The sequence below is a fragment of the Rhodococcus sp. MSC1_016 genome, from assembly GCF_023667485.2.
In the GTDB taxonomy this organism is placed as follows: domain Bacteria; phylum Actinomycetota; class Actinomycetes; order Mycobacteriales; family Mycobacteriaceae; genus Rhodococcus_F; species Rhodococcus_F oxybenzonivorans.
In genome coordinates this window covers 1,480,730-1,505,668 of record NZ_JAMOZI020000001.1, presented here as the reverse complement: position 1 = coordinate 1,505,668, position 24,939 = coordinate 1,480,730, and the positions used below count along the sequence as shown (strand labels likewise).

Genomic DNA, 24,939 nt, shown 5'->3' with positions numbered 1-24,939 from the left:
GGTCGTCGTGCTCGCGCAGCTTGTCCGGCACCCATTGTGCCAAGGGAAAGGCCCCGCCCGATGGTGGGGCGGGGCCTTTCGGCAACGATCTGTATCAGCGGCCGGAGTCGGTGCCGGGCTCGCCTTCACCGCTCACGGTGAGCGGTGCGTGGCGTTCCTCCTCCAGGACCGTGCTGGCGTGCTTGCCGCCGTGCCCGGGTCCGACGTGCGCTTCTGCCTTCATCCGCTCCACCATGTGCGGGTAGTGCAGCTCGAACGCAGGACGCTCGGAGCGGATGCGCGGCAGTTCCGTGAAGTTGTGACGGGGCGGCGGGCAGGTGGTGGCCCACTCGAGCGAGTTGCCGTAACCCCACGGGTCGTCGACGGTGACGACCTCGCCGTACCGGTAGCTCTTGAAGACGTTCCAGATGAACGGGAGCGTCGAGGCACCGAGGACGAAGGCGAAGATGGTCGAGAACGAGTTCAGCATGGTGAACCCGTCGGACGGCAGGTAGTCCGCGTACCGGCGCGGCATACCTTCGGCTCCCAGCCAGTGCTGCACGAGGAAGGTGCCGTGGAAGCCGATGAACGTGGTCCAGAAGTGCCACTTGCCGAGGCGTTCGTCCATCATCCGCCCGGTCATCTTCGGGAACCAGAAGTAGATACCGGCGTAGGTGGCGAACACGACCGTGCCGAAGACCACGTAGTGGAAGTGGGCGACCACGAAGTAGCTGTCGGTGACGTGGAAGTCGAGCGGCGGGCTGGCCAGGATGACGCCGGAGAGGCCACCGAAGAGGAAGGTGATCAGGAAGCCGACCGAGAACAGCATCGGCGACTCGAAGGTCAATTGCCCCTTCCACATGGTGCCGATCCAGTTGAAGATCTTCACACCCGTCGGCACCGCGATCAGGAAGGTCATGAACGAGAAGTACGGCAGCAGCACCGCGCCCGTGGCGTACATGTGGTGCGCCCACACGGCGATCGACAGGGCAGCAATCGCGATCGTCGCGTACACCAGACCGCTGTAGCCGAAGATCGGCTTACGGCTGAAGACCGGGAAGATTTCCGAGACGATGCCGAAGAACGGCAGCGCGATGATGTACACCTCGGGGTGACCGAAGAACCAGAACAGGTGCTGCCACAGCAGAACCCCGCCGGTAGCCGGATCGAAGATGTGGCCGCCGAGGTGACGGTCGACGAACAGACCCAGCAGCGCGGCCGTCAGCAGCGGGAACGCCAGCAGGATCAGGATGCTGGTGATGAAGATGTTCCAGGTGAAGATCGGCATACGGAACATGGTCATACCGGGGGCGCGCAGGCAGATCACCGTGGTGATCATGTTGACGCCACCGAGGATGGTGCCGAGGCCACCGACCGCGAGGCCCATGATCCACAGGTCGGCACCGACACCCGGGGAGTGCAGGGCACTGGTGAGCGGCGTGTACGCCGTCCAGCCGAAGTCGGCCGCGCCGCCCGGAGTGATGAAGCCTGCGGTCGCGATGATGGCGCCGAACAGGTACAGCCAGTAGCTGAAGGCGTTCAGACGCGGGAAGGCAACGTCGGGTGCGCCGATCTGCAGCGGCAGGATGTAGTTGGCGAAGCCGAAGACGATCGGGGTCGCGTACAGCAGCAGCATGATCGTGCCGTGCATGGTGAACAGCTGGTTGAACTGCTCGTTCGACAAGAACTGCATACCGGGCACAGCGAGCTCGGCACGCATCATCAGGGCCATCAGACCGCCGATGAGGAAGAAGATGATCGAGGTCGTCAAATACATGATCCCGAGCACCTTGGGGTCGGTGGTCGTGATCATTTTGAAGATGAACGAGCCCTTGGGTCCCTGCCGCGGCGGGTAAGGCCTGGCTGCAGCTATCGCGGGGACTGGCTGGGGCGCTACGGCAGTCACTGATCCTCCTGAATGCGCGTCCGTCCCCGGGCTGCGAGGCGAACGGTCTCTGGCTTGCGCTCATCGAATCGTAGACGGTGCCCCGAGCGGCCTCGGACTCGGTCCTACCTCCTGTCGTACTTACCCCGGCTCAGCGCCCACGGGGGTATCGCCGACCAGCGGATTGTCGGCAGGAGCGTGCTCTTTCTCACCCGAGACGGCGTGTCGCGGATGTCGGCGGGAGAGGCGGGGAGACCACCCGGATTCGGACTTCTCCGGTGCTAAGGTATCGCTCACCTAACTTCTACCAGGAGCTCCACGTGAACATTCTTTCCCGACGCCGCGCCCTGGCCGCCGTCGTCGCTTTCGCGGCCGCGGTCGCCGTCACGTCCTGTTCCAGCAGCGACGACGCGTCCTCCACGGCCGACGCCGCCGCATCGGCGCAGTTCCCCCGCACGGTCGAACACTTCCGCGGCAACACCGAGATTCCCGCGGCACCGCAGCGGGTCGTGGCCCTCGACAACAGCTTCACCGATGCCGTACTCCTCCTCGAGACGCCGCTCGTCGGGTATGTCGACTACCGGGACCCCGGGCTGCCCGACTACCTCGGCAGCACCCGCGACGAGTACGCAGCCGAAGCCGAATCGGTGGGCAAGGTGAGCACCGCGAGCCTCGAGAAGATCGCCGCACTGCAGCCGGACCTCATCATCTCGGCCGAGGTTCGCGACGGTAAGAACTACGAACAGCTGTCGGCCATTGCGCCGACCATCTTCACCGAGACGACCGGTCCCACGTGGAAGGAGAACATCCGTCTCGTCGGTCAGGCGCTCGGCAAGGAAGAACTCGCCAACGAGAAGATCGCCGCCTACGAGCAGCGCGCCGCGGCCGTCGGTTCCGCCATCAACACCAAGGCGTCGAACCCGGTGGTATCGGTGATCCGATTCGCCGGTGAACCCACCGCCCGCCTCTATCGCACCACCTCCTTCAGCGGCATCGTGCTCGAGGATGCGGGCATTGCCCGGCCCGCCAGCCAGGGACCGGACCCCGCCGACCCGACCAGCATCATGCAGTCGATCAGCCCGGAGTTGCTCAGCGAGGCCGACGGCAACGTCATCTTCGTCAGCACCTGGCAGGATCCGGCGGGAAAGAGCGCCGAAGCCGCCCGCCCCTTCCTCGAAAGCCCGCTGTGGCAGACCCTGCAGGGCCGCAAGGTCGACGTCGACGACGCCCGCTGGATGTCGCCCGTCAGCATCCAGGGCGCGCACCTGATTCTCGACGACCTGTCGGACACGTTCGAGGTCGACAAGCACAGCGGCTAACCTGAACGCGCCCGCTCACACAGGAAGTCGCCGCATTGTCCCTTCGCAGGTTTTCGACCGTCCGCCGCGCGTCCATCGGTCTCGTTGCCGGTGTCGCCGCCTTCGCTCTCGCCGGTTGCTCCCAACCGGCCGACGACGACCCCGCGTCCTCGATCGTCCGGACCACGACGAAGATTGCGGGCGCGGCGGTGGTCGGCATCGAGAGGGACACCACGACGGCGTGCCCGGAGCCGGCACCGGTCGACCCGGAGCTGTCGGGGTCGACGACGCATCGGGTGGTTCATACGACGGGCACGAGTGAGGTGCCCGCCGATCCGCAGCGAATCGTGGTGCTCGACAGTGCCGCGCTGGACGCGGTATGCGCACTCGGTCTGTGGGAACGCGTCGTCGGCGCCGCCACGAGCGGAGACGGCGACTCCCCACAGCCGGGGTACCTCGGCACGGGCATCTCCGAACTTCCGAGTGTCGGGCCGGCCGGCGCACCGGATGTCGCCCGGATCGCGCAGGCGGCGCCGGATGTGATCCTCGGTTCGAGTCCGGCCACCGGCGCACTGTACGGCGAACTCTCCTCCATCGCGCCCACCGTGTTCGTCGGTTCCGACCCCGTGTACTGGAAGACGCAGTTCCTCCTCGCGGGCAACGCCCTCGGCCGGGCCGATGCCGCCGCAGCCGCGCTCGAGCGATACCAGGCGGACGCGAAGCAACTCGGCATCGATATCGACGCCGCCCAAACCCAGGCTTCAGTCGTGCGTTTCGGCGCCGACAGTCTGGAGGTGGAGGGACCGGCGGCGTTCGCCGGTCAGGTACTCACCGACGCGGGAGTCCGCAGGCCCGCCTACCAGAACCTCGACGGTGCGGTGACCGAATCGATCGACGATGCCGAACTCGACCGCGCCGAAGGCGATCTCATCTACGCCGTCCTCGTCGGCAAGGACGGCACCGAGCATGCCGAGGAGGTCATGTCCGGGCAAGCGTGGGAAGACCTCGGGGCCGCCGCCGACAGTCGCGTGTTCGCCGTCGAGGGCGAGGTCTGGAACGGCAACGGCCTGGTGGCCGCGCGGGCTGTGCTGACGGATCTCCGGAACACCCTGAACGGATACGCCGGCTAGGAGGACTCGTGCCCGTCCCGGAGTTCGTGGCCGCACTGCGCAGGCATGTCGGACACGCGCCGCTGTGGTTGTCGGGAGTGAGCGTCGTCGTCCGCGATGACGACGGGCGGCTACTGCTGACCCGCCGCGCCGACAACGGCCGGTGGGCGGTGGTGTCGGGCGTTCTCGAACCCGGCGAGGAGCCCGGGCCCGCCGCGCTCCGGGAAGTACGCGAAGAGACCGGCGTCGACGCGGAACTGGTGCGTATCACCAGCGTCGATGTGACCGGACCCATCGCCTATCCCAACGGCGATGTCGCGCAGTACCTCGACGTGTGCTTCCTCGCGCGATACGTCGGCGGAGCCGCGGCGGTGTCCGACGACGAGAACCTCGAGGTGGCATGGTTTTCCCCGGAGGCAGTGCCGTCCGACCTCACCCCGTCTTCGCGACTGCGACTCGAGAAAGCGCTGCAGGACGTGCCCGAGGCGTGGTTCCAGCGCTGAACGCAGTTCGCCCAATGTCGCACCGGTGCAGTCGAACTGCGCCGGTGCGGCATTGGGCGAAACTGTCCGGGCGTTAGAAATCCTGAGCGGGTCGCTCTAAAAATCCCGAGCGGGTCGCTCTAGAAGTCCCGAGCGGGTCGCTCTAAAAATCCCAGTCTTCGTCTTCGGTGTTGACGGCCTTACCGATGACGTAGGAGCTGCCGGAGCCGGAGAAGAAGTCGTGGTTCTCGTCGGCGTTGGGTGAGAGCGCGGACAGGATGGCCGGGTTGACGTCCGTCTCGTCCTTCGGGAAGAGCCCCTCATAGCCGAGGTTCATCAACGCTTTGTTGGCGTTGTACCGCAGGAACTTCTTGACGTCCTCGGTGAGACCGACCTCGTCGTAGAGGTCCTGGGTGTAGTCGACCTCGTTGTCGTAGAGCTCGAAGAGCAGCTCGAACGTGTAATTCTTCAGGTCGTCGCGCTCGGCCTCGGTGAGCTGCTCGAGACCCTTCTGGTACTTGTAGCCGATGTAGTACCCGTGCACGGCCTCGTCACGGATGATGAGACGGATGAGGTCGGCGGTGTTGGTGAGCTTGGCGCGCGACGACCAGTACATCGGCAGGTAGAAGCCCGAGTAGAACAGGAAGCTCTCGAGCAGGGTGGACGCCACCTTGCGCTTGAGCGGCTCGTCGCCCTGGTAGTAGTCCATGACGATCTCGGCCTTGCGCTGCAGGTTCGGGTTCTCCTCGGACCAGCGGAAGGCGTCGTCGATGTCGCGGGTGGAGCACAGCGTCGAGAAGATCGAGCTGTAGCTCTTGGCGTGCACCGACTCCATGAACGCGATGTTGGTGTACACCGCCTCCTCGTGCGGGGTGATCGCATCGGGGATGAGGCTGACCGCACCCACGGTGCCCTGAATGGTGTCGAGGAGCGTCAGCCCCGTGAACACCCGCATCGTGAGCTGCTTCTCCTGCGCCGTGAGCGTTCCCCACGACGGAATGTCGTTGGACACCGGGACCTTTTCGGGCAGCCAGAAGTTGCCGACGAGACGGTCCCACACCTCGGCGTCCTTCTCGTCCTGGACGCGGTTCCAGTTGATCGCGGATACGCGACTCACCAGCTTGACCATTGAATCCTCACTTCGTTCGGCTGTGAGTACTTATTAACCGCCGCCGGTTAATAAGTACTCACGGGCGGCGGAGCCGCCTACAGCATGCAGGAAACGCAACCTTCGACCTCGGTGCCTTCGAGGGCCATCTGACGCAGACGGATGTAGTACAGCGTCTTGATCCCCTTGCGCCACGCGTAGATCTGCGCCTTGTTGATGTCGCGGGTGGTGGCGGTGTCCTTGAAGAACAACGTCAGCGACAACCCCTGGTCCACGTGCTGGGTGGCCGCGGCGTAGGTGTCGATGATCTTCTCGTAGCCGATTTCGTACGCGTCCTGGTAGTACTCCAGGTTGTCGTTGGTCAGGTACGGCGCCGGGTAGTAGACGCGGCCGATCTTGCCTTCCTTGCGGATCTCGATTTTCGACGCCACCGGGTGAATGGAGCTGGTGGAGTAGTTGATGTAGGAGATCGACCCGGTGGGCGGGACGGCCTGGAGGTTCTGGTTGTAGATGCCGTGCTTCTGCACGGACGCCTTCAGCTCACGCCAGTCGTCCTGGGTGGGGATGTGCACACCGGAGTCGGCGAAGAGTTGACGCACCTTGTCCGTCTTCGGCTCCCACACCTGATCGGTGTACTTGTCGAAGTACTCGCCGGACGCGTACTGCGACTGCGGGAAGCCCTTGAAGTACGTTCCCCGCTCGATGGCAATCCGGTTGGACGCCTGCAGCGCATGGAACACCACGGTGTAGAAGTAGATGTTCGTGAAGTCGACGCCCTCGTCGGAGCCGTAGTAGATCCGCTCGCGCGCCAGGTACCCGTGCAGGTTCATCTGGCCGAGCCCGATGGCGTGAGAGTCGTTGTTGCCCTCCTCGATCGACGGCACCGAGTAGATGTGCGTCTGATCGGACACCGCGGTCAGTCCGCGAATCGCCACCTCGATGGTCCGCGCGAAGTCCGGCGAGTCCATCGTCTTGGCAATGTTCAGCGACCCCAGGTTGCAGGAGATGTCCTTGCCCACCTTGCTGTACGAGAGGTCGTCGTTGAACAGCGACGGCGTCGACACCTGCAGGATTTCGGAGCACAGGTTGGAGTGCGTGATCTTGCCCTCGATGGGGTTGGCCCGGTTCACCGTGTCCTCGAACATGATGTAGGGGTAGCCCGACTCGAACTGCAGCTCGGCGATGGTCTGGAAGAACTCGCGCGCCTTGATCTTCGACTTCCGGATCCGCTTGTCGTCGACCATTTCGTAGTACTTCTCGGTGACGTTGATGTCCGCGAACGGAACGCCGTAGATGCGTTCGACGTCGTACGGCGAGAACAAATACATGTCCTCGTTCTTCTTCGCCAGCTCGAAGGTGATGTCCGGGATGACCACGCCGAGGGACAGCGTCTTGATGCGGATCTTCTCGTCGGCGTTCTCACGCTTGGTGTCGAGGAACCGGTAGATGTCCGGATGGTGGGCGTGCAGGTACACCGCGCCCGCACCCTGACGCGCCCCGAGCTGGTTGGCGTAGGAGAAGGAGTCTTCGAGGAGCTTCATGATGGGGATGACACCCGAGCTCTGGTTCTCGATTCGCTTGATCGGGGCGCCGTGTTCACGAACATTGGTGAGCAGCAATGCGACTCCGCCGCCGCGCTTGGACAGCTGCAGGGCGGAGTTGATGGAGCGGCCGATCGACTCCATGTTGTCCTCGATGCGGAGGAGGAAGCAGGAGACGGGTTCACCGCGCTGCTTCTTGCCGGAGTTGAGGAACGTGGGGGTGGCGGGCTGGAAGCGTCCGGCGATGATCTCGTCGACCAGCTTGGTGGCCAGGTCCTCGTCGCCTGCTGCAAGGGTGAGCGCCACCATGCACACTCGGTCCTCGAACCGCTCGAGGTAGCGCTTTCCGTCGAACGTCTTGAGCGTGTACGAGGTGTAGTACTTGAAGGCGCCCAGGAAGGTCGGGAAGCGGAACTTCTTGGAATACGCGTGGTCGATCAGGAACTTCACGAAGGTACGCGAGTACTGGTCGAGCACCTCCGGCTCGTAGTAATTCTCCTCGACGAGATAATCGAGCTTCTCGTCGAGGTTGTGGAAGAACACCGTGTTCTGGTTGACATGCTGCAGGAAGTACTGGCGGGCCGCGGCGACATCCTTGTCGAACTGGATCTCGCCGTTCGGCCCGTACAAGTTGAGCATCGCGTTGAGCGCGTGGTAGTCGAGACCGTTCGTCGAGTCCCCACCGCGCGCGTCACGCTCTACGCTCCCCGCATCGATGGTGTCTGTGATGGTCGGCGCCACAGCTCCTGCTCCTTGTCGTCTAAGTGTTCCCAGAATTCACCCAGACCGACCTTCACCCGTTCGACGTCCTCGGCTGTGCCCATGAGTTCGAAGCGGTAGAGGTAGGGAACGTGACACTTCTGAGAAATGATGTTTCCTGCAAAGCAATAGGACTCACCGAAATTGGTGTTTCCCGCCGCGATCACTGCTCGGATCAGCGACCTGTTGTGTGGATTGTTGAGAAATCGGATGACGGGCTTCGGAACGTAACTGGTGTCCCTGCCCATCGCCGTGGTCCCGCCGCCGTACGTGGGGAGGATCAAGACGTAGGGCTCGTGCACCTCGAAGGTGCCGTCGCGGTCGTGGATGGGTATGCGCGTCGCAGGCACCCCGAGCCGCTGAACGAATCGGTGCGTGTTCTCCGAGGCGCTGGAGAAGTACACCAGCGAAGTCATCGGTACTCACCATCTCGAGTGGAACTGTCGGTCAGTGCTGCTCCGGAATCGGTTCGCTCTCGCTCGCGGAGGGTGCGATCGTGTCGCTTCAAGCAGCGTTTGCCGAGAGGGTCTTGATCCGGTCGGGCCGGAAGCCCGACCAGTGGTCGTCACCGGCTACGACCACGGGCGCCTGCAGGTATCCCAGCGCCATCACGTAGTCCCGGGCTTCGGCGTCTTCGGTGATGTCGACGACGGCGTAGTCGATACCCTCCTTGTCGAGGGCCCGGTAGGTGGCATTGCACTGAACGCAAGCGGGCTTGGTGTAGACGGTGATGCTCATGAAGTCCCTCTTTCCACTGCCGAAAATGGAGCTGACGAAGTGTGTGTTCAGCACCCGAGATCTCCCCTGATCGAGAGGACGGTCACCCCAGCGGAGGGGTTCACCGAGCCGATTCCCGTAGTGGTCTCTCAGTGCTCAAGACACTACACCTAGTGGCCGACAGAAACACTTAACCCGAGATGTTGTGAGTCACATCGATGAAATTCCCTGGTCGACTTCTGCTGGACGGCAAATTTCGTCGTCCCGTCGGCGTGTCGCGCATCACTTTTCGGCGAGCCTCGGAACGCTCCCGCCGGCAAGGTTCGTACACCCGAGGCTCGAGGAGCCTACGTCACCTGTGAGCAGGCTCCAGCATTCCCCAGCGCACCCCGAGCAGTGGACTGTAGCGGCCCTCATTTCAACCGGATTCCACTCGACCCACTCGACCCGCTCGGCGGACGCCGACCTTCGGCCGAGACCCGACTCCCCCCGCCGCCGCGTGCACCCGGCGCCCCGCCTCCACCGCCGCTTGCCGGCCGGTAACTGCCTGGCTCCCGGTACCGTGACCGGATGCCCGTGCACTCCTCCGAGCAACCCGACCGCTGGGCGCCCGTCGTCCACACGGAGCGGGTGACGCCGAACATGCTGAGGATCACCCTGTCTGGTGGTGATCTGACGGAGTTCGAGTCGAGTGGCGTGCCCGACGAGCGCGTATTGCTCGCCTTTCCGCCCGGTGGCGAGGAGCAGAGGAGCTTCACCGTCCGCCGCTGGGACCCGTCGGCCTGCGAGATGGACATCGATTTCGCCGTCCACGCGGGCGGCGCTGCGATTCGGTGGGCGCTACAGGCGTCGCCCGGCGATGTTCTGGGGTTCTCGGCCGCCGCCGGTTGGTATTCACCGCCCAGCGATACGGCATGGCAACTTCTCGTCGCCGACATGACCGGTTTACCTGCCGTCGGCCGGATCGTGGAGGAATTGCCCGGTTCTGCGCACGTGCACGTGATCGCCGAGATTACGGCCGCCGAGGATCGGCAGCACTTCACCACCGAGGCCGACGTGACGGTCACCTGGTTGCACGGCAGCGGCAACGGCACCGGACCCAGCAGGCTGGCGGAGGCTGCACGCTCCTGGCCGCGACCCTCCGAGCCGGGATACGTGTGGTTTGCGGGCGAAGCGCGTACATCCCGAGACGTACGCCGCCGCCTGCGCCACGAATTGGGCTGGCCGGCGAATAGATATGACGTCATGGGTTATTGGCGCCCAAACAAGGAGGATTGGGTCGCGCGGTACGAGACGGTCCGTGAGCAGATAGAAGCCGCCAGGGACTCTGCCCTGGCGGCCGGTGAAGACTTCGACGCGGTGCGGGACGCCGTCGACGCAGCCCTCGAGAGATCAGGGCTGTAGCGACGGCGGTCCCGCGAGCGACTCAAGCGTCGACGAGCTGCTTGGTGGCGTCCACGAGGCTGGTCACGACATCGGCGACCTGCTGTGCGACCTCGGCGTTCTCCCGCGGGTGGCGGTCACCGAACTTGTCGATCGTGCCGCCGATGGCGAGCGTGACGTCCTCGAGCACCTTGCCGCCGGCGATACGGACTGCCTTGCGGGTGTCTTCATGGGCCCACTGCGCACCGTTGCCGCTGGGGGACGCGCTGATGACGGCGACCGGCTTGTCCTTGACGGCGCCGGTTCCGTACGGACGGGAGATCCAGTCGATGGCGTTCTTGAGCACGGCGGGAATCGTGCCGTTGTACTCGGGGGTGAGGATCAGTAGCGCATCGGCGCGGCCGGCGGCGTCACGCAACGCCTCGACGGCGGGGAGGGAACCTGCGACGTCGATGTCCTCATTGTAGAAGGGCACCTCACCGAGCCCTTCGAACACGGTGACGTCGGTCCCTGCCGGAGCAACCGAGACTGCCGTCTCGGCGAGCTGGCGGTTGACCGACGCGGCGCGCAGGCTGCCGACGAGTACGAGAATGTTGGTCTTCGACATGTCAATTTCCTTCGATGGTGCGGTGGGCGACTCGAAACAGGTATATCAGCTAAACGGACCATGGTCCACTTACATTCCCCGCGCGGTAGGATTGGCGCCGTGACCCGCCTCCTCCTTCCCCAGATCGGGGTCGAACCGCCCGAACGGTGTGATGCCGCACGTAATCGGCGGCTACTGCTCGATGCTGCGGCCCTCTTGGTGTCCGAGCGGGGCGTCGACGCGGTGACGATGGACGCCGTCGCCTGCAGGGCTGGTGTGGGCAAGGGCACAGTGTTCCGCCGGTTCGGAAGCCGATCGGGACTCATGCTCGCCCTCCTCGACCATTCCGAGCGCGAACTCCAGCAGGCGTTCATGTTCGGACCCCCACCGCTGGGGCCGGGCGCCGATCCGGTCGAACGGCTCATCGCCTACGGCCGGGCGCGCATCGCCACCGTCGAGGTCGAGGGCGAGGTCCGGCGGGCCGCGGAGAATTCTCCGGGCACTCGTTTCGCTGCGCCGGCTCGCGCGGTGTCGGTGACGCACGTCGTGTCGCTGCTCCGCGAGGCGGGCGTCGAAGGAGATCACGAACTGCTGGCGTGCTCGCTCCTCGCACCCCTCGAGGCGACGCTCGTCCTGCACGAGATCCGCGACCTCGGGATGTCGACCGAGCGCCTCGAGGCTGCCTGGGAGGATCTCGTCAGGCGTGTCACCCGCGCCTGACGGTCACAGGGTGCGCAGCCACAGCGCCAATTCCCTGGCGCTTGCGTCGATGCGCGCCGGCCAGTCGAGCGCCGAGTCGTCGGCCGTATCGCTCACGTGCTTGACGAGGCGGCATTGTGCACCGACCTGTGCGCACGCGTAGGCGACGGCGAAACCTTCCATGTCGACGAGATCGGCCCGCTCCGCGAGCACGTCGCGCACCCCCGCGTCGGATACGAAGACGTCCCCGGTTGCCAGCACCGAGCCGTCCCCCTCCGGCATCTCGAGCCGGTCCGCGACCTCGTGTCCCAAGGCCCGGATGGCGTCGCCGCTGATGTCGTGGTTGAGCACGGTCGACGGCGTGAAAAGGCCACTGTGGTGTTCGTGCAGGGCCCCCGCGGTGCCGATGTTGACCACCAGCGGTCTCTGCGACGACGGATAGTCGCCGAGCGCCTTCGCGACGGCCACCGCGGCGCTCACCTTGCCGATGCCCGTGATCAGCACGTCGAACTCCGGTGGGACGTGCACAGCCTCCGCCTTGGTAGCGCTGACGACGAGGATGTCCGATCTGCTCATGCGCGGAACCGTACCGGGCCTTCCCCACCCTGCGTCCCACGTGCCCACTCGCTACAGTTTCTGGCATGGCGAATCTACGTGCGCAGATACTCGAGGAACTCGGTGCCCAGCCCACCATCGACGCGGCGAAAGAAATTCGCACCCGCGTCCAGTTCCTGAAGGAGTACCTCCTGTCGACACCCGCGAAGGGCTTCGTCCTGGGCATCAGCGGCGGCCAGGACAGCACTCTCGTCGGGCGTCTCGCTCAACTCGCGGCGAGCGAACTTCGCGATGAGGGACACGAGGCCGAGTTCGTCGCTGTCCGTCTTCCCTACGGCACCCAGGCGGACGAGTCGGACGCACAGATCGCGCTGAAGTTCATCCAGCCCGACCGGTCGGTGTCGGTCAACGTCAAACCCGGCGCCGACTCCACTGCCAAGGAATCGGCCTCAGCCCTGCGGGACATCCTCGGCGACGGCGGCGAACTGCGCGACTTCGTCCGCGGAAACATCAAGGCCCGAGAGCGCATGGTCATCCAGTACTCGATCGCGGGGCAACTCGGCTACCTCGTACTCGGTACCGACCATGCAGCTGAAGCCATTACCGGGTTCTTCACCAAGTACGGCGACGGTGGCGTGGACCTCACTCCCCTGACCGGCCTCTCCAAGCGTCAGGGCGGCGCCCTGCTCCGCGAACTGGGGGCACCGGAGACCACCTGGAAGAAGGTGCCCACCGCCGATCTCGAGGACGACCGCCCGGCGCTCCCCGACGAGGAGGCGCTCGGTCTGACGTACACGCAGATCGACGACTACCTCGAGGGCAAGGACGTTTCCCCGGAGGTCGCCGAGAAGCTCGAGACCATGTACCTGAACACGCGTCACAAGCGCACGGTTCCCGTCACGCCTCTCGACACCTGGTGGCGGTGATCCGGTGACCCTGGCTCTGGTCGCGGGCGGTACCGGTACGGCGGGCAGGCAACTGGTCAAGGAGTTGCTTGCCCGCGGGCACTCGGTCCGTGTCCTCACCCGGCACGGTGGTGCGCCGGGCACCGAGATCGTCCATGTCCACGGCGACTTGGTGACGGGCGAGGGGCTCGCAGAGGCGCTGGACGGGGTCGACGTGGTGGTGGACACGACCGACGGCAAGACCCGCCGCACTCGGGCCGTGCTGGACGAGGGCGCCACCAATCTGCTGGCGACAGCGGACGGTGCGGGTGTGCGACGCGCGGTGCTGCTGTCCATCGTGAACGTCGACCGCGGCGAGTTCGCCTACTATCAGGCCAAGCGACGGCAGGAACGGGTCTACGAGAGCTCGCCGCTCGACACAGTCGTCGTGCGCGCCACCCAGTTTCACGACTTCATTCCCATGGTCGCGAAGCCGCCGAGCCATGTCGGGGTGATTCCGGCGTTCACGAGAACGCGATTCCAGTCGATCGACACCCGCGATGTCGCGCGGGCGCTTGCGGACGCCGCCCTGGCGACCGAGCCGGCGGCCGAAAATCTCATCACCATCGGCGGCCCGGAAGTCCGCACGGCCCGTGACCTCGTTGTGGCATGGAAGAAGGCCACGGGGACGCACGGACTCGTCGTCGATGTGCCCCTGCCGGGAGCACTGGGTTCCTTCCTGAGGGCAGGGCACAACCTGGCTCCGGGAAAAGAGTTCGGGTCGATCACCTTCGACCGGTGGCTGGCCGACACGACGATGGCCTGAGCGGCTCCCGGAGTGCTGTAAATCCTCTAGCCTCCCGCGAACGGCGGCAGGACGTCCACCTGGTGTCCGGCGGTGCGCGTGAGGTCGCGCGTGAGCTCTGAATCGACGAGGAAGGCCGCCACCGACAGCACCCGCTCCATGTCGGCTCCGTACTTGGCGACGAGGGCGGTCTTCACCTGATCGAGTGGGGCGTCCGTCGGCAGATCGAGGGTTTCCTTCGTACAACCGGCGGCGTCGGCGGCCGCCGCGAAATACCGCACCGAAATGCCTGTCACCGTGTCAACCACCGATAGCTCCCATACTGCGCTGCGGCGGCGCGAATCCGTCCGCATTGATTCCGTGTCCCGCCCACTTGTTCCACATCGCGCCACGCCACAACTGGGCCAGGTCCTCGTCGCCGGCACCGGAACGCAGTGCCCCCCGCAGGTCGACCTCCTGGTCACTGAACAGGCACGACCGTACCGTTCCCTCGGCGGTCAGACGGGTTCGGTCGCAGTCGGAGCAGAACGAGCGGGTGACCGACGCGATGATCCCCACGGTGGCCGGACCACCGTTCACCAACCACTCCTCCGCCGGTGCGGACGCGTCCTCCCTGCCGTGTTCGACGAGGGTGAACCGCTCACCCAGAACCGACAGCAACCGGTCGGCGGACACCATCTGCTCACGTGCCCACTCGTGGTCCGCGTCGAGGGGCATCTCCTCGATGAAGCGGAGCGCAATCCCTTCGGTCAGGCACCATTCGAGGAGATCCGCCGCCCCCGCCAGTGTCTCGGGCATCAGAACTGCGTTCACTTTGAGCGGCGCGAGGCCTGCATCGGCCGCGGCCCGGATCCCGGCGATCACCGACGGCAACCGATCGCGTCGCGTGAGCCTGGCGAAGTGCTTCCTGTCGATCGAGTCGAGGGAGACGTTGACGCGGGTGAGGCCGGCGCGGGCGAGTGCAGCAGCCCGGTGTTCGAGCCCGACTGCGTTGGTGGTCATCGACAGCGGCACACCCGGAACCCGTTCGGCGCACCCGGCGATCATGGCTTCGAGGTCGGCGCGCATCAGCGGCTCGCCCCCGGTGAACCGGACCTCCCGGACCCCGAGCTGATGCACCGCGATACCCACCAACCGGACGATTTCCTCAGCCGTGAGCAGATTGTGCGCCGGGATGGCAGGCAGGCCCTCCTCCGGCATGCAATAGGTGCAGCGCAACGAGCATTTCTCGGTGATCGACACCCGAAGGTCGCGCGCTACCCGACCGAATCTGTCGACGAGATCCCCCACGTCGGGGCGGCCCGCGAGCGAGACGGCCGACCGCACGGTGGGAATACCCATCTCCACCATTGTCATCGCGTTGCCTTTCCCCGCATTGGTCCAGTATGCCGTGAGGCGGTGATCCGTGCCGCACCGCCGTGCATAGGATTGGTAACCATGGCCGGAGGAACGTCGTGACCACGCGGACGGTGGAGCAGCATGCTCAGCACGTCGCCGAACTTCTCGCACCGCTCCATACGCGCCCCGGCGAGGAGATTCCACTCGGTGAGGCGCTGGGACGCGCCCTCGCCGCCGACGTCCATTCACCCGTCGATCTGCCCCTGTTCCGGAACTCCCAAATGGACGGCTACGCCGTCGACGCCGCATCCATCACGACGGTCCCCGTGATGCTGCCCGTGCGCGGGGTGATCGCGGCCGGGCCGGCCGAACCCGTCACGCACCTTCCCGGCACGGCCTACCGAATCATGACCGGAGCACCGGTTCCGCCGGGCGCAGACGCGATCGTCCCCGTCGAGGACACAGTCACCTCGGATGGCGAGGTGCGAATTGAAAAACCCCGCTCTGCCGGGGAATTCGTGCGCGAACGTGGCAGCGACGTCCGGGCGGGAACCCTTCTCCTCGCCGCGGGCAGCCTTCTCGCTGCCCGTCACATCGCCGTGCTCGCCGCTGTCGGGCTGCAGCGCGTATCGGTACGCCCGCGGCCGCGTGTCGCGGTGATCACCACCGGCGCCGAGCTCGTCGACGCGGGAAGCGCACTGCGTCCCGGCCAGATCTACGATTCGAACGGCATCGCACTGGCGTCGAGTGCACGAGCCAACGGTGCAGAGGTGGTCTCCATCGCCCGTAGCACCGACGACCCCGCCGAGTTCCGCACCCTGCTCGCCGAGGCGGTCCTCACCGCCGATGTGGTGCTGACGTCCGGCGGTGTATCGATGGGCGACTTCGAGGTGGTGAAGGAAACGCTGTCCCCGCTGGGCGCGCAGTTCGCTCACGTGGCCATGCAGCCGGGCGGGCCGCAGGGGACAGCCGTGGTCAACGGCGTCCCGGTATTGAATTTCCCGGGCAATCCGGTGAGTACCCTCGTCTCCTTCGAGATCTTCGCCCGTCCGGACATTCGCCGCGCAGCGGGCCTTCCTCCCACGGAAGCCGTGGAGGGGCCACTCGCGGCGCCGCTCACCTCCGTCCGGGGCAAGCGGCAGTTCCTCCGCGCCCGCCGCACCGACACCGGGGTAGAACTCGTCGCCGGTCCAGGCTCACATCTTGTCGCAGCGATGGCGTGGGCGGATGTCCTCGTCGATGTTCCCGCCGATGTCACCGCACTCGACGCCGGCCAACTCGTGAAGGTGATTCCCCTGTGAGCGATTTGACGCACCTCGACGGCGAGGGTCGTGCACGTATGGTCGATGTGAGCGCGAAAGCCGATACCACCCGGACTGCCGTGGCGGCAGGACGACTCGTCACGACCCCCGAAGTCATTGCGCTCGTCCGAGCCGACGATCTCCCCAAGGCAGATGTACTCGCGACTGCCCGGATTGCGGGTATCTCGGGTGCGAAGAAGACGTCCGAGCTCATTCCGTTGTGCCATCAGCTTGCGCTCTCGTCGGTCAAGGTGGAGTTCGGATTCGCCGACGATGCCATCACGATCGAGGCGACAGCGAAGACGAAAGGGCCGACCGGCGTCGAAATGGAGGCACTGACCGCGGTGGCCGTGGCCGGGCTGACTCTGCACGACATGGTGAAGGCCGTCGATCCCGCTGCCACCCTGGACGGTGTCCGCTTGCTCACGAAGGACGGCGGCAAGCGCGGGCACTGGACCCGGGAGCCGGCAACCGACTCCGCATCACCGAGAGGGCGCACCGCCGCGGTCCTGGTCGCCTCCACAGGCGGCGCCGCGGGCACGCGGGAAGACACGACCGGTCCGGCCATCACCGCCTGGCTCGACGAACGCGGGTTCCGAACGCGCGGCCCCCTGGTCTACGCCGACGCCGAGATCGCGGCCGGCCTCGCCGACGCGCTGTCCGGTAGCCCCGCACTGGTCATCACCACCGGCGGGACGGGTGTCTCCCCCACCGACGCCACTCCCGAAGCCACCCGGGCCGTACTCGACCGCGAACTGCCCGGCGTCGCGGATGCCATCCGCAATCGGGGAACGACAGTGACGCCGCATGCGTCACTGAGCCGGGGCCTCGCCGGTGTGTCGAATGGCACAGTGATCGTGAATCTGCCGGGTTCACCGGGCGGAGTGAAGGATGGACTTGCGGTGCTCGACCCCATCGTCGATCACCTTCTCGCACAGATCGCCGGTGGAGGTATGCACGATGAGTGACATTCTTGCCCAGATTTCGGACCTGCCCCTGGACGCGGCCGTTGTCGATGCGGCCGTGGCGGGACCGGAACACGGCGCAGTAGTGGTTTTCACCGGGGTGGTACGTAATCACGATGCCGGACAATCCGTTTCGGCACTCGAGTATCAGGCACACCCCGATGCCGAGCGCTTTCTCCGCACGTGTTGCGAGGAGGTTGCGTCGTCGACGGGACTGCCTGTTGCCGCGATCCACCGGGTGGGTGCGCTGACCGTCGGGGACCTGGCGCTCGTGGCTGCGGTGGCGGCACCGCACCGGGCCGAGGCGTTCGCGGCCTGCGCCGAACTCGTCGAACGGATCAAGCACGAGGTACCCATCTGGAAGCGGCAGCATTTCGCCGACGGCGCGTCCGAATGGGTGGGACTGTGAGTCCTGAGTCGGACCGGCGTCGCATCACCGGGTAGACTCGGCGGCACTAGGTGACCATGACGGTCACCCAGCGTCGTAGAACGCATTCAGTTCGGGAACGTCCGAATCCTGTTGGGTGTGCACACGCGTGTGCATCCGCTCTTCTTACGGCGAAGAAGCTTGCCGACCGGCAACGCCGCCAACCTGTGCTCGAGCTCCGACGGGATCGCTTTTCCGTGTCGGCCCTCCGGGCACAACCCTGTGCCCGAAAGGCTCTGACACTTGTCTGACACGACGACACCCGACACCACCTTCGCCGCTCTCGGCGTCCGCGAACCGCTGGTGCGGGTGCTCTCCTCGCAGGGCATCACCGCGCCCTTCCCCATCCAGGTCGACACCCTCCCCGACACGCTGTCGGGCCGCGACGTGCTCGGCCGGGGCAAGACGGGCAGCGGTAAGACGCTCGCCTTCTCCATCCCGATGGTGTCCCGCCTCGCGGGTGAACTGTCGGGCGGAAAGCGTCGGCCCGGCCACCCCGTCGGTCTGATCCTGGCCCCCACCCGCGAGCTGGCCACCCAGATCACCGCCACACTCGAACCGCTGGCGCAGGCGTACGACCTGAAGGTCACCACCATCTTCGGTGGCGTCTCCCAGAACCGCCAGGTGTCGGCGCTCAAGGCAGGTGTCGACATCGTCGTCGCATGCCCCGGACGCCTCGAAGACCTGATGAAGCAAAGGTTCGTGAGCCTCGACGCCGTCGAGATCACCGTGCTCGACGAGGCCGACCACATGGCCGACCTCGGCTTTCTGCCCGTCGTCACGCGCATCCTCTCCGCCACGCCGCAGCAGGGCCAGCGACTGCTGTTCTCCGCCACGCTGGACAACGGTGTCGACAAGCTCGTCAAGCGGTTCCTGAAGAACGAGGTCCTGCACTCGGTCGACGAGGCGAACTCACCCGTCGCGGCCATGACGCACCATGTATTCGACGTCGACAGCCCCGAGACCAAGCGCAAGCTGGTCGAGAAGCTGGCGTCGGGCACCGGACGCCGAATCCTGTTCATGCGCACCAAGCATCAGGCGCGGAAGCTGGCGCGTCAGCTCACCGAAGCGGGGATCCCGTCGGTGGATCTGCACGGCAATCTGTCGCAGGCCGCCCGCGACCGCAACCTGGCCTCGTTCTCGGCCGGTGAGGCGCGCGTGCTGGTGGCCACCGACGTGGCGGCGCGAGGCGTCCACGTCGACGATGTGGAACTGGTGGTGCACGTCGATCCGCCCGCCGAGCACAAGGCTTACCTGCACCGTTCGGGCAGAACCGCGCGCGCAGGCAGCGCCGGCGACGTCGTCACCGTCGTACTGCCCGAGCAGCGCAAGGATCTGTCCATCCTCATGCGGAAGGCAGCGATCAAGGTCACTCCCGTCCGCAGCACCGCGGACTCCGCGCACGTTCTCGAGCTCGTCGGTGACCTCGCACCGCATGTGACGCCGGCGCCGAAGGCCACGCCGGTGTCCAGCACCGGCGGACGCACTCAGCGGCCCGGCGGTGGCCAAGGCGGTCAGGGTGGACGAGGCGGCCAGGGCGGACGCGCCCACGGTCAGGGCGGCGGCGCTCGTCGCTCCCGTTCCGGCGCTGCGGGCAGGCCACGGGCGGCGTCGTCCACGGGCGGCGGAACTCGTACCGCGTCGGCCGGCGCGTCACGCCGCCGTCAAGGCTAGAACTCGTCGAGGTGGATGGCGTCGGCCAATGGCCGGCGCCCCCGCCACCCGAAGCGCTCGAGGTCGGGTACCTGCTGGAACTCGGCGACGTGTCCCACACACAACCAGGCGATGGGACGCACCGGCTCGGGAATCCCCAGCAATTCGGTGAGGTAGGGCTCGTCGTAAAAGGACACCCAGCCCACTCCGATGTTCTCGGCGGCGGCCGCGAGCCACAGATTCTGAATCGCCAGCACGGCTGAGAACAAGCCGGTGTCGTCGACCGTGTGCCTGCCGAGAATGTGCTCGCCGCCGCGACTGCGGTCATAGGTGACGACGACGCCCATGCCGCTCTCACGTATTCCTTCGATCTTGATCGGATCGAACGTCGTCCTGCGATCGTCGGGTAGCGATTCGGCGAACCTTCTGCGGGCATCGGCGACGTGCTCGGCGAACACGTCGAGAGTCTTCGGCCTGCGCACGACAACAAAATCCCACGGCTGCGTGTTGCCGACGCTCGGGGCGCTGTGCGCTGCCCCCAGGATGCGGTTCAGAACCTCCTCCGGTACCGGCTCCCCCGTGAACTCCGCTCGCACGTCCCGTCGGCGGCGGATCGCCTCATACACGGACAGCATCGGTTCGGGATACGACGGCGTGCTAGACGCGGGCTCGGTCACGCCGTCACGGTATAGCGGTGCACCCCCAGCATCGCGCCGGGGTCGACATCTTCGCCCTCGGCCACGATGCAGTCCTCGAGGCCCGCGCGCACCTTCTCCGGTTCGATGTCCGCACCGATGAGTACCAATTGCGTCGTGCGTTCCTCCCCCGATTCCCAGCGCGTGGAGGTGAACCGGATGTGTGGCCCCACCGTCTGCACCTCGAACTTGCGCGACTGCCCTGGTACCGCGAAGTGCACGAATCCCTTGATGCGATAGATGCCGACGGGCCTGCTTTCGAGGAAATCGACCAGCCGCCGTGGATCGATCGGATCGGCCGACGTGAAATCGACTGACTCGTAGGACGAATGCAGGTGGTCGTGACCGCCACAACCCTCGTCGCAGTGCTCGTGCTGATCCAGCAACAGCCGATCGAGCGTGAGCTGTTCGCCGGGGGCCGGATCACGTCCCGGTTCCTGATCGAAGAGCAGAGTGGGCTCGATGCGCCCGTGCGCGGTCGCGAGAATCGGGGCACGATCGTTGTAGTCGCGGACCAGCTGCTTCACCGCACCGAGTCGTGGTTCGTCGATCCGGTCGGTCTTGTTGAGTACGACGAGGTCGGCCAGGGTCACGTGCTTCCCGAGATCAGGATGCCGGGCGGACGTTTCCTCGAACTGCTCACCGTCGACCATCACCACCAGCCCCCCGTACACGACGTGCGGATTCCTGCTGCCGAGCACGAGCCGAATCATGTTGCGCGGCTCGGCAAGCCCGCTGGCCTCGACGATCACCACATCGATCTGCGAAGAGGGATTCGCCAGACGATCGAGCATGTCGTCCATGTCGCTGACGTCGACGGCGCAGCACATGCACCCGTTGCTCAGAGACACCATCGAATCGACCTGCCCGGCCACCATCATCGAATCGATGTTCACGGCTCCGAAGTCGTTGACGATGACACCCACCCGGACACCGCGATTATTGCGCAGCACATGATTGAGCAGGGTGGTCTTACCGGAACCGAGGAATCCAGCGACGATGACCACCGGAATCCGCTTCTTCGCCAACTGCCCCGACCTCCATGGATTTCGCTGAGCCACCGGGCGCCCATGGTAGCGCCCGGCCGAACGATCTCAGCTCACCGCGCCGACTATCGCCGCGCCGATGGCGGCAGGCACCATCGGCATCGTGTGGTGAGTGGCTCCCTCGATTGTCGTGACCCTCGCCGAGGGAAGCCTGCGCCGGATCGTGGCCGCCACCGCCGCCGCGTCGTGCGCGCGGCTACTTCCTGCCAGCAGCACGGTGGTCGGGACGGTCATCCGGGCGAATGCGGCAGGCTTCGGACGGCGCGGAACCACGACCTTCGCGCCGGCGAAGGCAACCGCCCCGAGGGCGGCCACCTCGAGCCATCGGTCGTCCAGGCCGACGCCACCTGTCTCCCAGCGGATCAGCGCGCGTTGACGCTCCGCAGTGGGACGAAGCAGCAGCGGTGCGGCCCGAAGCAGGTAGCGGGTGCTCAGTCCCGCAAAACACGATGTCGGGTCGAGCAGCACCACACTGTCGACGTTTCCGCGTCCGCTCGACGTGTATCCGAGGGCGATCATCGCCCCGTAGGAATGTCCGACGAGTGCGGTCGATTCCAGACCTAATCCATCCAGTACCTCATCGAGCCAGGTGAACAAGTCGCTCGTGCTGCGCAACGGGGTGCCATCGCTTACGCTCCGCCCGGCGTCCTGCATGATGTCGACGGCATAGACACGATGGCGACGCGCCAGGACCTCGACGTTGGCCGCCCAGACCGTGGAAGTCGCTCCGCCTCCGGGCAGGAGAAGCAGTGGTGCGCCCGATTCGGGACCGCACACGTTCACACGAGTGATGCCGTAGGCCGTCGGCACGTCGACCGGTGTAGCCGCCACCGGCCAGCTGCCCAGCAGGACGTCGTAGGCGCGATAGAAGTCATCGAGTTTCGCCACAACGCCTCCTCCATTTATCTCGATGATCGAGATATTATCTCCTCGGCCGCGCTCCGGCAGTACATTCAGGTCTCGTGAATCTCGACGAAAGCGCGCAGACAGTGCACAAGCTGCGCGCTCTCGCGGTGGAGCTGAATCTGCTCGGCGCCGAGTTCGCCCAGCTGCACGGACTGCACACCACCGATCTCCGGGCACTTATCAGCATCCTGGACGCCGGTCGCGCAGATATCGCTGCAACCCCGGGTTGGCTCGGCGACCGCCTCGGGATCAATTCGGCATCCGTCACTGCACTTCTCGACCGCATGGAGAAGGCCGGGCTCGTCCGTCGCACGCCGGACGCCGAGGACCGGCGCCGCTCCCGAATCACGGTCACTGCCACAGCGATGAACCTCGGTGAAACCTTCTTCGGCCCGCTCATCGACCGGACGACAACCATCCTCGAAGGGTTCGAACCTTCAGACCGACAGACTATTTCACGATTTCTCGACGGCATGAACGCCGCTGTCGCCGTCGAACGGCAAGGGGCCGTTCAGCCGAGCGAAGACTCGGTGTCGAGATCGCGGACGCGTCGCGCGGGTGAGCCGACGTAGAGTCCGTTCGGCGCGCAGTCGCGGGTGACTACCGCTCCTGCACCGACGACACAACCTTCGCCGACCGTCACTCCGGGCAGGATGATGGCCCCTGCGCCGATCCAGCAGCCGTCACCGACCACGATGGGAAGGTCTACCGCCGCCCCGCACCGCCCCGACACCGGACCCAGCCGATGTGTGCTGGTAATGAACTGGACGCGGTGACCGACCGCCACTTGCCGGCCGAGGGTGATGGAGGCGGTGCCATCGAACAGCACGCCGCGGTTGATGAAGGTACCGAGACCCAGACTGACATCTTTGCTGCCGAAATAGCATCCTGAGTAGATTCCAGCACCCCACACTTTCGCCCCGGCAGCCAGCAACAAGAGAATCCGCAGCCAGATCGGCACAAATGCGGACGATTGGACGATCGTGAGGAAGCGCACCCGCCAACCCTAGCCAGTGATCGCGCCCCGCGCTGGATGGTCGTCTGCTCGGTCGGCACGAATGCGACTCGGTAACGGATCCGACACCGAGCCCGATGATGTTCCCGAGACCCAAGGGGGCCGAGTGGCACAACTCGATAGCGAAGGATTCGCTGCCATGCTCGAATCAATCCCGCATGCGATCAGCGTCCACGACAAGAACCGCCAGGTCATCTTCCGCAACTCGGCCTGCGCCGCTCTGATCGGCGCCGGCATCCACGAGTTCGACAGTCTCCGGCACGAACAACTCTTCCATCCCGACGACAGCGACCTGTGGAGCGAGATGCTCGCCCGCTCGCTGGGCGGTGAGAGGGCAAGCGCGACGGCACACCTGCGTATCCGTCACCGCAATGACCATTGGCTCTGGGTTCACGTCGCAGTGTCCGCCTTTGACGTGGGCGATGAGACGTTGATCGTTCTGGTTCTCCAGGATCAATCCGACACCATCTGGGGCGACCCGCGTTCCGTCAAGCAGAAACTCTGACATCTACCGACCGTGACAGGTCGGCCGACTGCGACAAGGCGGTGTGCGGATCGTGACACCACACCGCCGGCAGAAATGCGTGCGGTGCCCGCCGTTCTTCGACGTGCCGCAGTCGCACACTTCCCACCCGACAAGGCAGGTGTTGGCACCGAGCAGGTGCCCGTTGGGGCATCGCCGTGGGGCGAACTCGGTCCGGCGCGTCACAGAGCCGAATCTACACGTTCATCGAACGTATGTTCTATTCACATGTAGTTGCCCGGAGCCCCCGCACTGCCATCGGCGCGCTCCACCAGGAACCAACTTCCCGGCGCATAGACCAGTTCCCGGTCTTCGCGGACGATGACGAGCGCACCACTGTCATGGATGCTGTAGGTGTCGTCGCCGCTGAAGTCGGTGACGGCGAACTCTGCCAGTTGGTCGAACGACCGATGCGTCACGGTGAAAGTCATACCGCCAGTGTCCCACTGCGACAACGTGCCGACCCGAGATCGCTGACGTAGCTACTACTTCACATGTGGGGCAGGGCGGCAGCGAGAAAGACGATTCCGACCGCGATTCCGAAGGCACCGGTGAGTATGCCGATCAGAGCCTCCAGGGATGTCGACTCGTCCGCCTCGACCGACGGATTACGAGATGCGACGATGCCCGTCGCTATGGCTCCGGCGCCGAGGAGAATTCCGAAGCCGAACATCCAGAACATCACAATCGACAGCGCGCCGAGCATCACCGAGACGTCGCTGCAGTAGGCGCCGAGAGGCCGCGTCGACGTCATCAGCCATGGCAGGTGGCCGCGCCGGCGATCGGACGAGGGAGACGGTGACGTAGTCGTGGTCATGGTTGCGGTAAATCCTCTCCGTGCAGACGTACGGGGACAGTGACGGGGCGCGCGATCGACTCAGCGGCTCACCGTTGCGCGTGATCCGACCGCGACTGCCCTCAGCTAAGCGTCGGCGACCGAGCGGGACTGCGGACCGGGCCCGAAGGGAAGCACAGCAATCCATCCTCCGGGTTCGGTCCACAAGCGCCTGCCACCTGGTCGGACGCCGCATCACTGTGCATCAAGAATTTAGCACTCTCCTACATTGAGTGCCAATTCAGAAGAGGTTCACAGCGGCAGTTCACAGACTGCCCATACTGGTTACTTTGTCGTTACCGATCGGTAGCGCTGGCACGCGACCGATGTGAGTGCTAATTTCCGAGATGCACAGGCATCCGTGTCCGTCGCCGTGGCGGGCACGCCGGGTAATGGGGAGGTGCACAGCTGTGCGGTACCGCAAGCACGGATCATCCGACGTGAA

28 protein-coding genes are annotated in these 24,939 nt (G+C 65.5%); 13 read left to right on the top strand and 15 right to left on the bottom strand.

Annotated features, from left to right (window positions below; genetic code table 11):
• Positions 1-94: 94 nt before the first annotated feature.
• Positions 95-1,885 (bottom strand): aa3-type cytochrome oxidase subunit I, encoded by a 1,791-nt coding sequence (ctaD, locus tag L1080_RS06985; RefSeq protein WP_109331105.1) that lies wholly within the window; start codon positions 1,883-1,885, stop codon positions 95-97.
• A 299-nt stretch (positions 1,886-2,184) separates the two neighbouring features.
• On the opposite strand from ctaD, the gene L1080_RS06980 reads away from it, so the two are divergent.
• The 3 genes from L1080_RS06980 to L1080_RS06970 are packed head-to-tail and all read left to right on the top strand — an operon-like array spanning position 2,185 to position 4,774.
• Positions 2,185-3,183 carry an ABC transporter substrate-binding protein gene (locus L1080_RS06980; RefSeq protein ID WP_250764639.1) on the top strand — a complete coding sequence of 333 codons (999 nt, stop codon included), beginning with the start codon at positions 2,185-2,187 and terminating at the stop codon, positions 3,181-3,183.
• A gap of 35 nt (positions 3,184-3,218) precedes the next feature.
• Positions 3,219-4,292, top strand: a complete 1,074-nt coding sequence (locus tag L1080_RS06975) for an ABC transporter substrate-binding protein (protein ID WP_250764646.1) — start codon at positions 3,219-3,221, stop codon at positions 4,290-4,292.
• Positions 4,293-4,300: 8 nt separating this feature from the next.
• Positions 4,301-4,774, top strand: a complete 474-nt coding sequence (locus L1080_RS06970; RefSeq protein ID WP_250764652.1) for an NUDIX hydrolase — start codon at positions 4,301-4,303, stop codon at positions 4,772-4,774.
• A gap of 142 nt (positions 4,775-4,916) precedes the next feature.
• Here the strand turns inward: L1080_RS06970 and nrdF are convergent, their stop codons facing one another.
• The 4 genes from nrdF to L1080_RS06950 all read right to left on the bottom strand — a co-directional run bounded on the left by nrdF (position 4,917) and on the right by L1080_RS06950 (position 8,899).
• Positions 4,917-5,882 (bottom strand): class 1b ribonucleoside-diphosphate reductase subunit beta, encoded by a 966-nt coding sequence (gene nrdF / locus L1080_RS06965; protein WP_015890191.1) that lies wholly within the window; start codon positions 5,880-5,882, stop codon positions 4,917-4,919.
• 77 nt (positions 5,883-5,959) lie between these two features.
• Positions 5,960-8,143, bottom strand: coding sequence for a class 1b ribonucleoside-diphosphate reductase subunit alpha (nrdE, locus tag L1080_RS06960; protein WP_374432525.1), 2,184 nt, complete (start codon positions 8,141-8,143; stop codon positions 5,960-5,962).
• On the bottom strand, positions 8,101-8,577 hold the full coding sequence (gene nrdI, locus L1080_RS06955) for a class Ib ribonucleoside-diphosphate reductase assembly flavoprotein NrdI (RefSeq protein WP_159926029.1): 477 nt from the start codon (positions 8,575-8,577) through the stop codon (positions 8,101-8,103). The genes nrdE and nrdI overlap by 43 nt, the downstream gene beginning before the upstream one ends.
• Positions 8,578-8,665: 88 nt before the next feature.
• On the bottom strand, positions 8,666-8,899 hold the full coding sequence (locus L1080_RS06950; protein ID WP_250765121.1) for a redoxin NrdH: 234 nt from the start codon (positions 8,897-8,899) through the stop codon (positions 8,666-8,668).
• A 549-nt stretch (positions 8,900-9,448) separates the two neighbouring features.
• On the opposite strand from L1080_RS06950, the gene L1080_RS06945 reads away from it, so the two are divergent.
• Positions 9,449-10,282 carry a siderophore-interacting protein gene (locus L1080_RS06945; RefSeq protein ID WP_159926027.1) on the top strand — a complete coding sequence of 278 codons (834 nt, stop codon included), beginning with the start codon at positions 9,449-9,451 and terminating at the stop codon, positions 10,280-10,282.
• A 22-nt stretch (positions 10,283-10,304) separates the two neighbouring features.
• Here the strand turns inward: L1080_RS06945 and L1080_RS06940 are convergent, their stop codons facing one another.
• On the bottom strand, positions 10,305-10,868 hold the full coding sequence (locus L1080_RS06940) for an NAD(P)H-dependent oxidoreductase (protein WP_159926025.1): 564 nt from the start codon (positions 10,866-10,868) through the stop codon (positions 10,305-10,307).
• Positions 10,869-10,967: 99 nt separating this feature from the next.
• On the opposite strand from L1080_RS06940, the gene L1080_RS06935 reads away from it, so the two are divergent.
• On the top strand, positions 10,968-11,567 hold the full coding sequence (locus L1080_RS06935; protein ID WP_250764660.1) for a TetR/AcrR family transcriptional regulator: 600 nt from the start codon (positions 10,968-10,970) through the stop codon (positions 11,565-11,567).
• Positions 11,568-11,570: 3 nt separating this feature from the next.
• On the opposite strand, the gene L1080_RS06930 is transcribed toward L1080_RS06935, so the two are convergent.
• Positions 11,571-12,122: a nucleosidase gene (locus L1080_RS06930; RefSeq protein ID WP_159926021.1), complete on the bottom strand. Its 552-nt coding sequence runs from the start codon at positions 12,120-12,122 to the stop codon at positions 11,571-11,573.
• Between the two features lie 65 nt (positions 12,123-12,187).
• Between L1080_RS06930 and nadE the strand changes: the two genes are divergently transcribed.
• On the top strand, positions 12,188-13,027 hold the full coding sequence (nadE, locus tag L1080_RS06925) for an ammonia-dependent NAD(+) synthetase (protein WP_250764667.1): 840 nt from the start codon (positions 12,188-12,190) through the stop codon (positions 13,025-13,027).
• Between the two features lie 4 nt (positions 13,028-13,031).
• Positions 13,032-13,811 (top strand): SDR family oxidoreductase, encoded by a 780-nt coding sequence (locus L1080_RS06920; protein WP_250764671.1) that lies wholly within the window; start codon positions 13,032-13,034, stop codon positions 13,809-13,811.
• A 26-nt stretch (positions 13,812-13,837) separates the two neighbouring features.
• Here L1080_RS06920 and L1080_RS06915 read toward each other — a convergent pair whose 3' ends face one another.
• A complete protein-coding gene (locus tag L1080_RS06915; RefSeq protein ID WP_250764673.1) occupies positions 13,838-14,098 on the bottom strand; it encodes a MoaD/ThiS family protein in 261 nt (86 codons plus the stop codon).
• Entirely contained in the window at positions 14,091-15,146 is a 1,056-nt protein-coding gene (moaA, locus tag L1080_RS06910; RefSeq protein WP_250764675.1) for a GTP 3',8-cyclase MoaA, read from the bottom strand. The genes L1080_RS06915 and moaA overlap by 8 nt, the downstream gene beginning before the upstream one ends.
• Positions 15,147-15,244: 98 nt before the next feature.
• Here moaA and L1080_RS06905 point away from each other — a divergent pair, with 98 nt between their 5' ends.
• The 4 genes from L1080_RS06905 to L1080_RS06890 all read left to right on the top strand — a co-directional run bounded on the left by L1080_RS06905 (position 15,245) and on the right by L1080_RS06890 (position 19,495).
• On the top strand, positions 15,245-16,429 hold the full coding sequence (locus tag L1080_RS06905) for a molybdopterin molybdotransferase MoeA (RefSeq protein WP_250764678.1): 1,185 nt from the start codon (positions 15,245-15,247) through the stop codon (positions 16,427-16,429).
• On the top strand, positions 16,426-17,397 hold the full coding sequence (gene moaCB / locus L1080_RS06900; protein WP_159926011.1) for a bifunctional molybdenum cofactor biosynthesis protein MoaC/MoaB: 972 nt from the start codon (positions 16,426-16,428) through the stop codon (positions 17,395-17,397). Before L1080_RS06905 ends, moaCB begins: the two co-directional genes overlap by 4 nt.
• Positions 17,390-17,803, top strand: a complete 414-nt coding sequence (locus tag L1080_RS06895) for a molybdenum cofactor biosynthesis protein MoaE (RefSeq protein ID WP_250764681.1) — start codon at positions 17,390-17,392, stop codon at positions 17,801-17,803. The genes moaCB and L1080_RS06895 overlap by 8 nt, the downstream gene beginning before the upstream one ends.
• 261 nt (positions 17,804-18,064) lie before the next feature.
• Complete coding sequence (locus tag L1080_RS06890; protein ID WP_204164770.1) at positions 18,065-19,495, top strand: DEAD/DEAH box helicase; 1,431 nt, start codon at positions 18,065-18,067, stop codon at positions 19,493-19,495.
• Here the strand turns inward: L1080_RS06890 and bluB are convergent.
• The 3 genes from bluB to L1080_RS06875 form a co-directional block, all read right to left on the bottom strand.
• The gene (gene bluB / locus L1080_RS06885) at positions 19,492-20,109 is read right to left on the bottom strand and encodes a 5,6-dimethylbenzimidazole synthase (protein WP_250765125.1); all 618 of its coding nucleotides are present in this window, start codon (positions 20,107-20,109) and stop codon (positions 19,492-19,494) included. The two genes, L1080_RS06890 and bluB, sit on opposite strands and share 4 nt — an antisense overlap.
• Before the next feature lie 38 nt (positions 20,110-20,147).
• Positions 20,148-21,197, bottom strand: a complete 1,050-nt coding sequence (locus L1080_RS06880; protein ID WP_250764684.1) for a CobW family GTP-binding protein — start codon at positions 21,195-21,197, stop codon at positions 20,148-20,150.
• Positions 21,198-21,263: 66 nt separating this feature from the next.
• Entirely contained in the window at positions 21,264-22,103 is an 840-nt protein-coding gene (locus L1080_RS06875; protein WP_250764687.1) for an alpha/beta fold hydrolase, read from the bottom strand.
• Positions 22,104-22,177: 74 nt separating this feature from the next.
• On the opposite strand from L1080_RS06875, the gene L1080_RS06870 reads away from it, so the two are divergent.
• Positions 22,178-22,693, top strand: coding sequence for a MarR family winged helix-turn-helix transcriptional regulator (locus L1080_RS06870; RefSeq protein WP_159926004.1), 516 nt, complete (start codon positions 22,178-22,180; stop codon positions 22,691-22,693).
• Here the strand turns inward: L1080_RS06870 and L1080_RS06865 are convergent.
• Complete coding sequence (locus L1080_RS06865; protein WP_250764694.1) at positions 22,633-23,118, bottom strand: acyltransferase; 486 nt, start codon at positions 23,116-23,118, stop codon at positions 22,633-22,635. The genes L1080_RS06870 and L1080_RS06865 overlap by 61 nt on opposite strands.
• Positions 23,119-23,275: 157 nt before the next feature.
• Between L1080_RS06865 and L1080_RS06860 the strand changes: the two genes are divergently transcribed.
• Positions 23,276-23,641, top strand: a complete 366-nt coding sequence (locus L1080_RS06860) for a PAS domain S-box protein (RefSeq protein WP_250764697.1) — start codon at positions 23,276-23,278, stop codon at positions 23,639-23,641.
• 242 nt (positions 23,642-23,883) lie between these two features.
• Here L1080_RS06860 and L1080_RS06855 read toward each other — a convergent pair whose 3' ends face one another.
• Both L1080_RS06855 and L1080_RS06850 read right to left on the bottom strand, forming a co-directional pair.
• A complete protein-coding gene (locus tag L1080_RS06855) occupies positions 23,884-24,090 on the bottom strand; it encodes a hypothetical protein (RefSeq protein ID WP_159926001.1) in 207 nt (68 codons plus the stop codon).
• Positions 24,091-24,149: 59 nt separating this feature from the next.
• Complete coding sequence (locus tag L1080_RS06850) at positions 24,150-24,413, bottom strand: hypothetical protein (protein WP_374432557.1); 264 nt, start codon at positions 24,411-24,413, stop codon at positions 24,150-24,152.
• Positions 24,414-24,939: the final 526 nt, after the last annotated feature.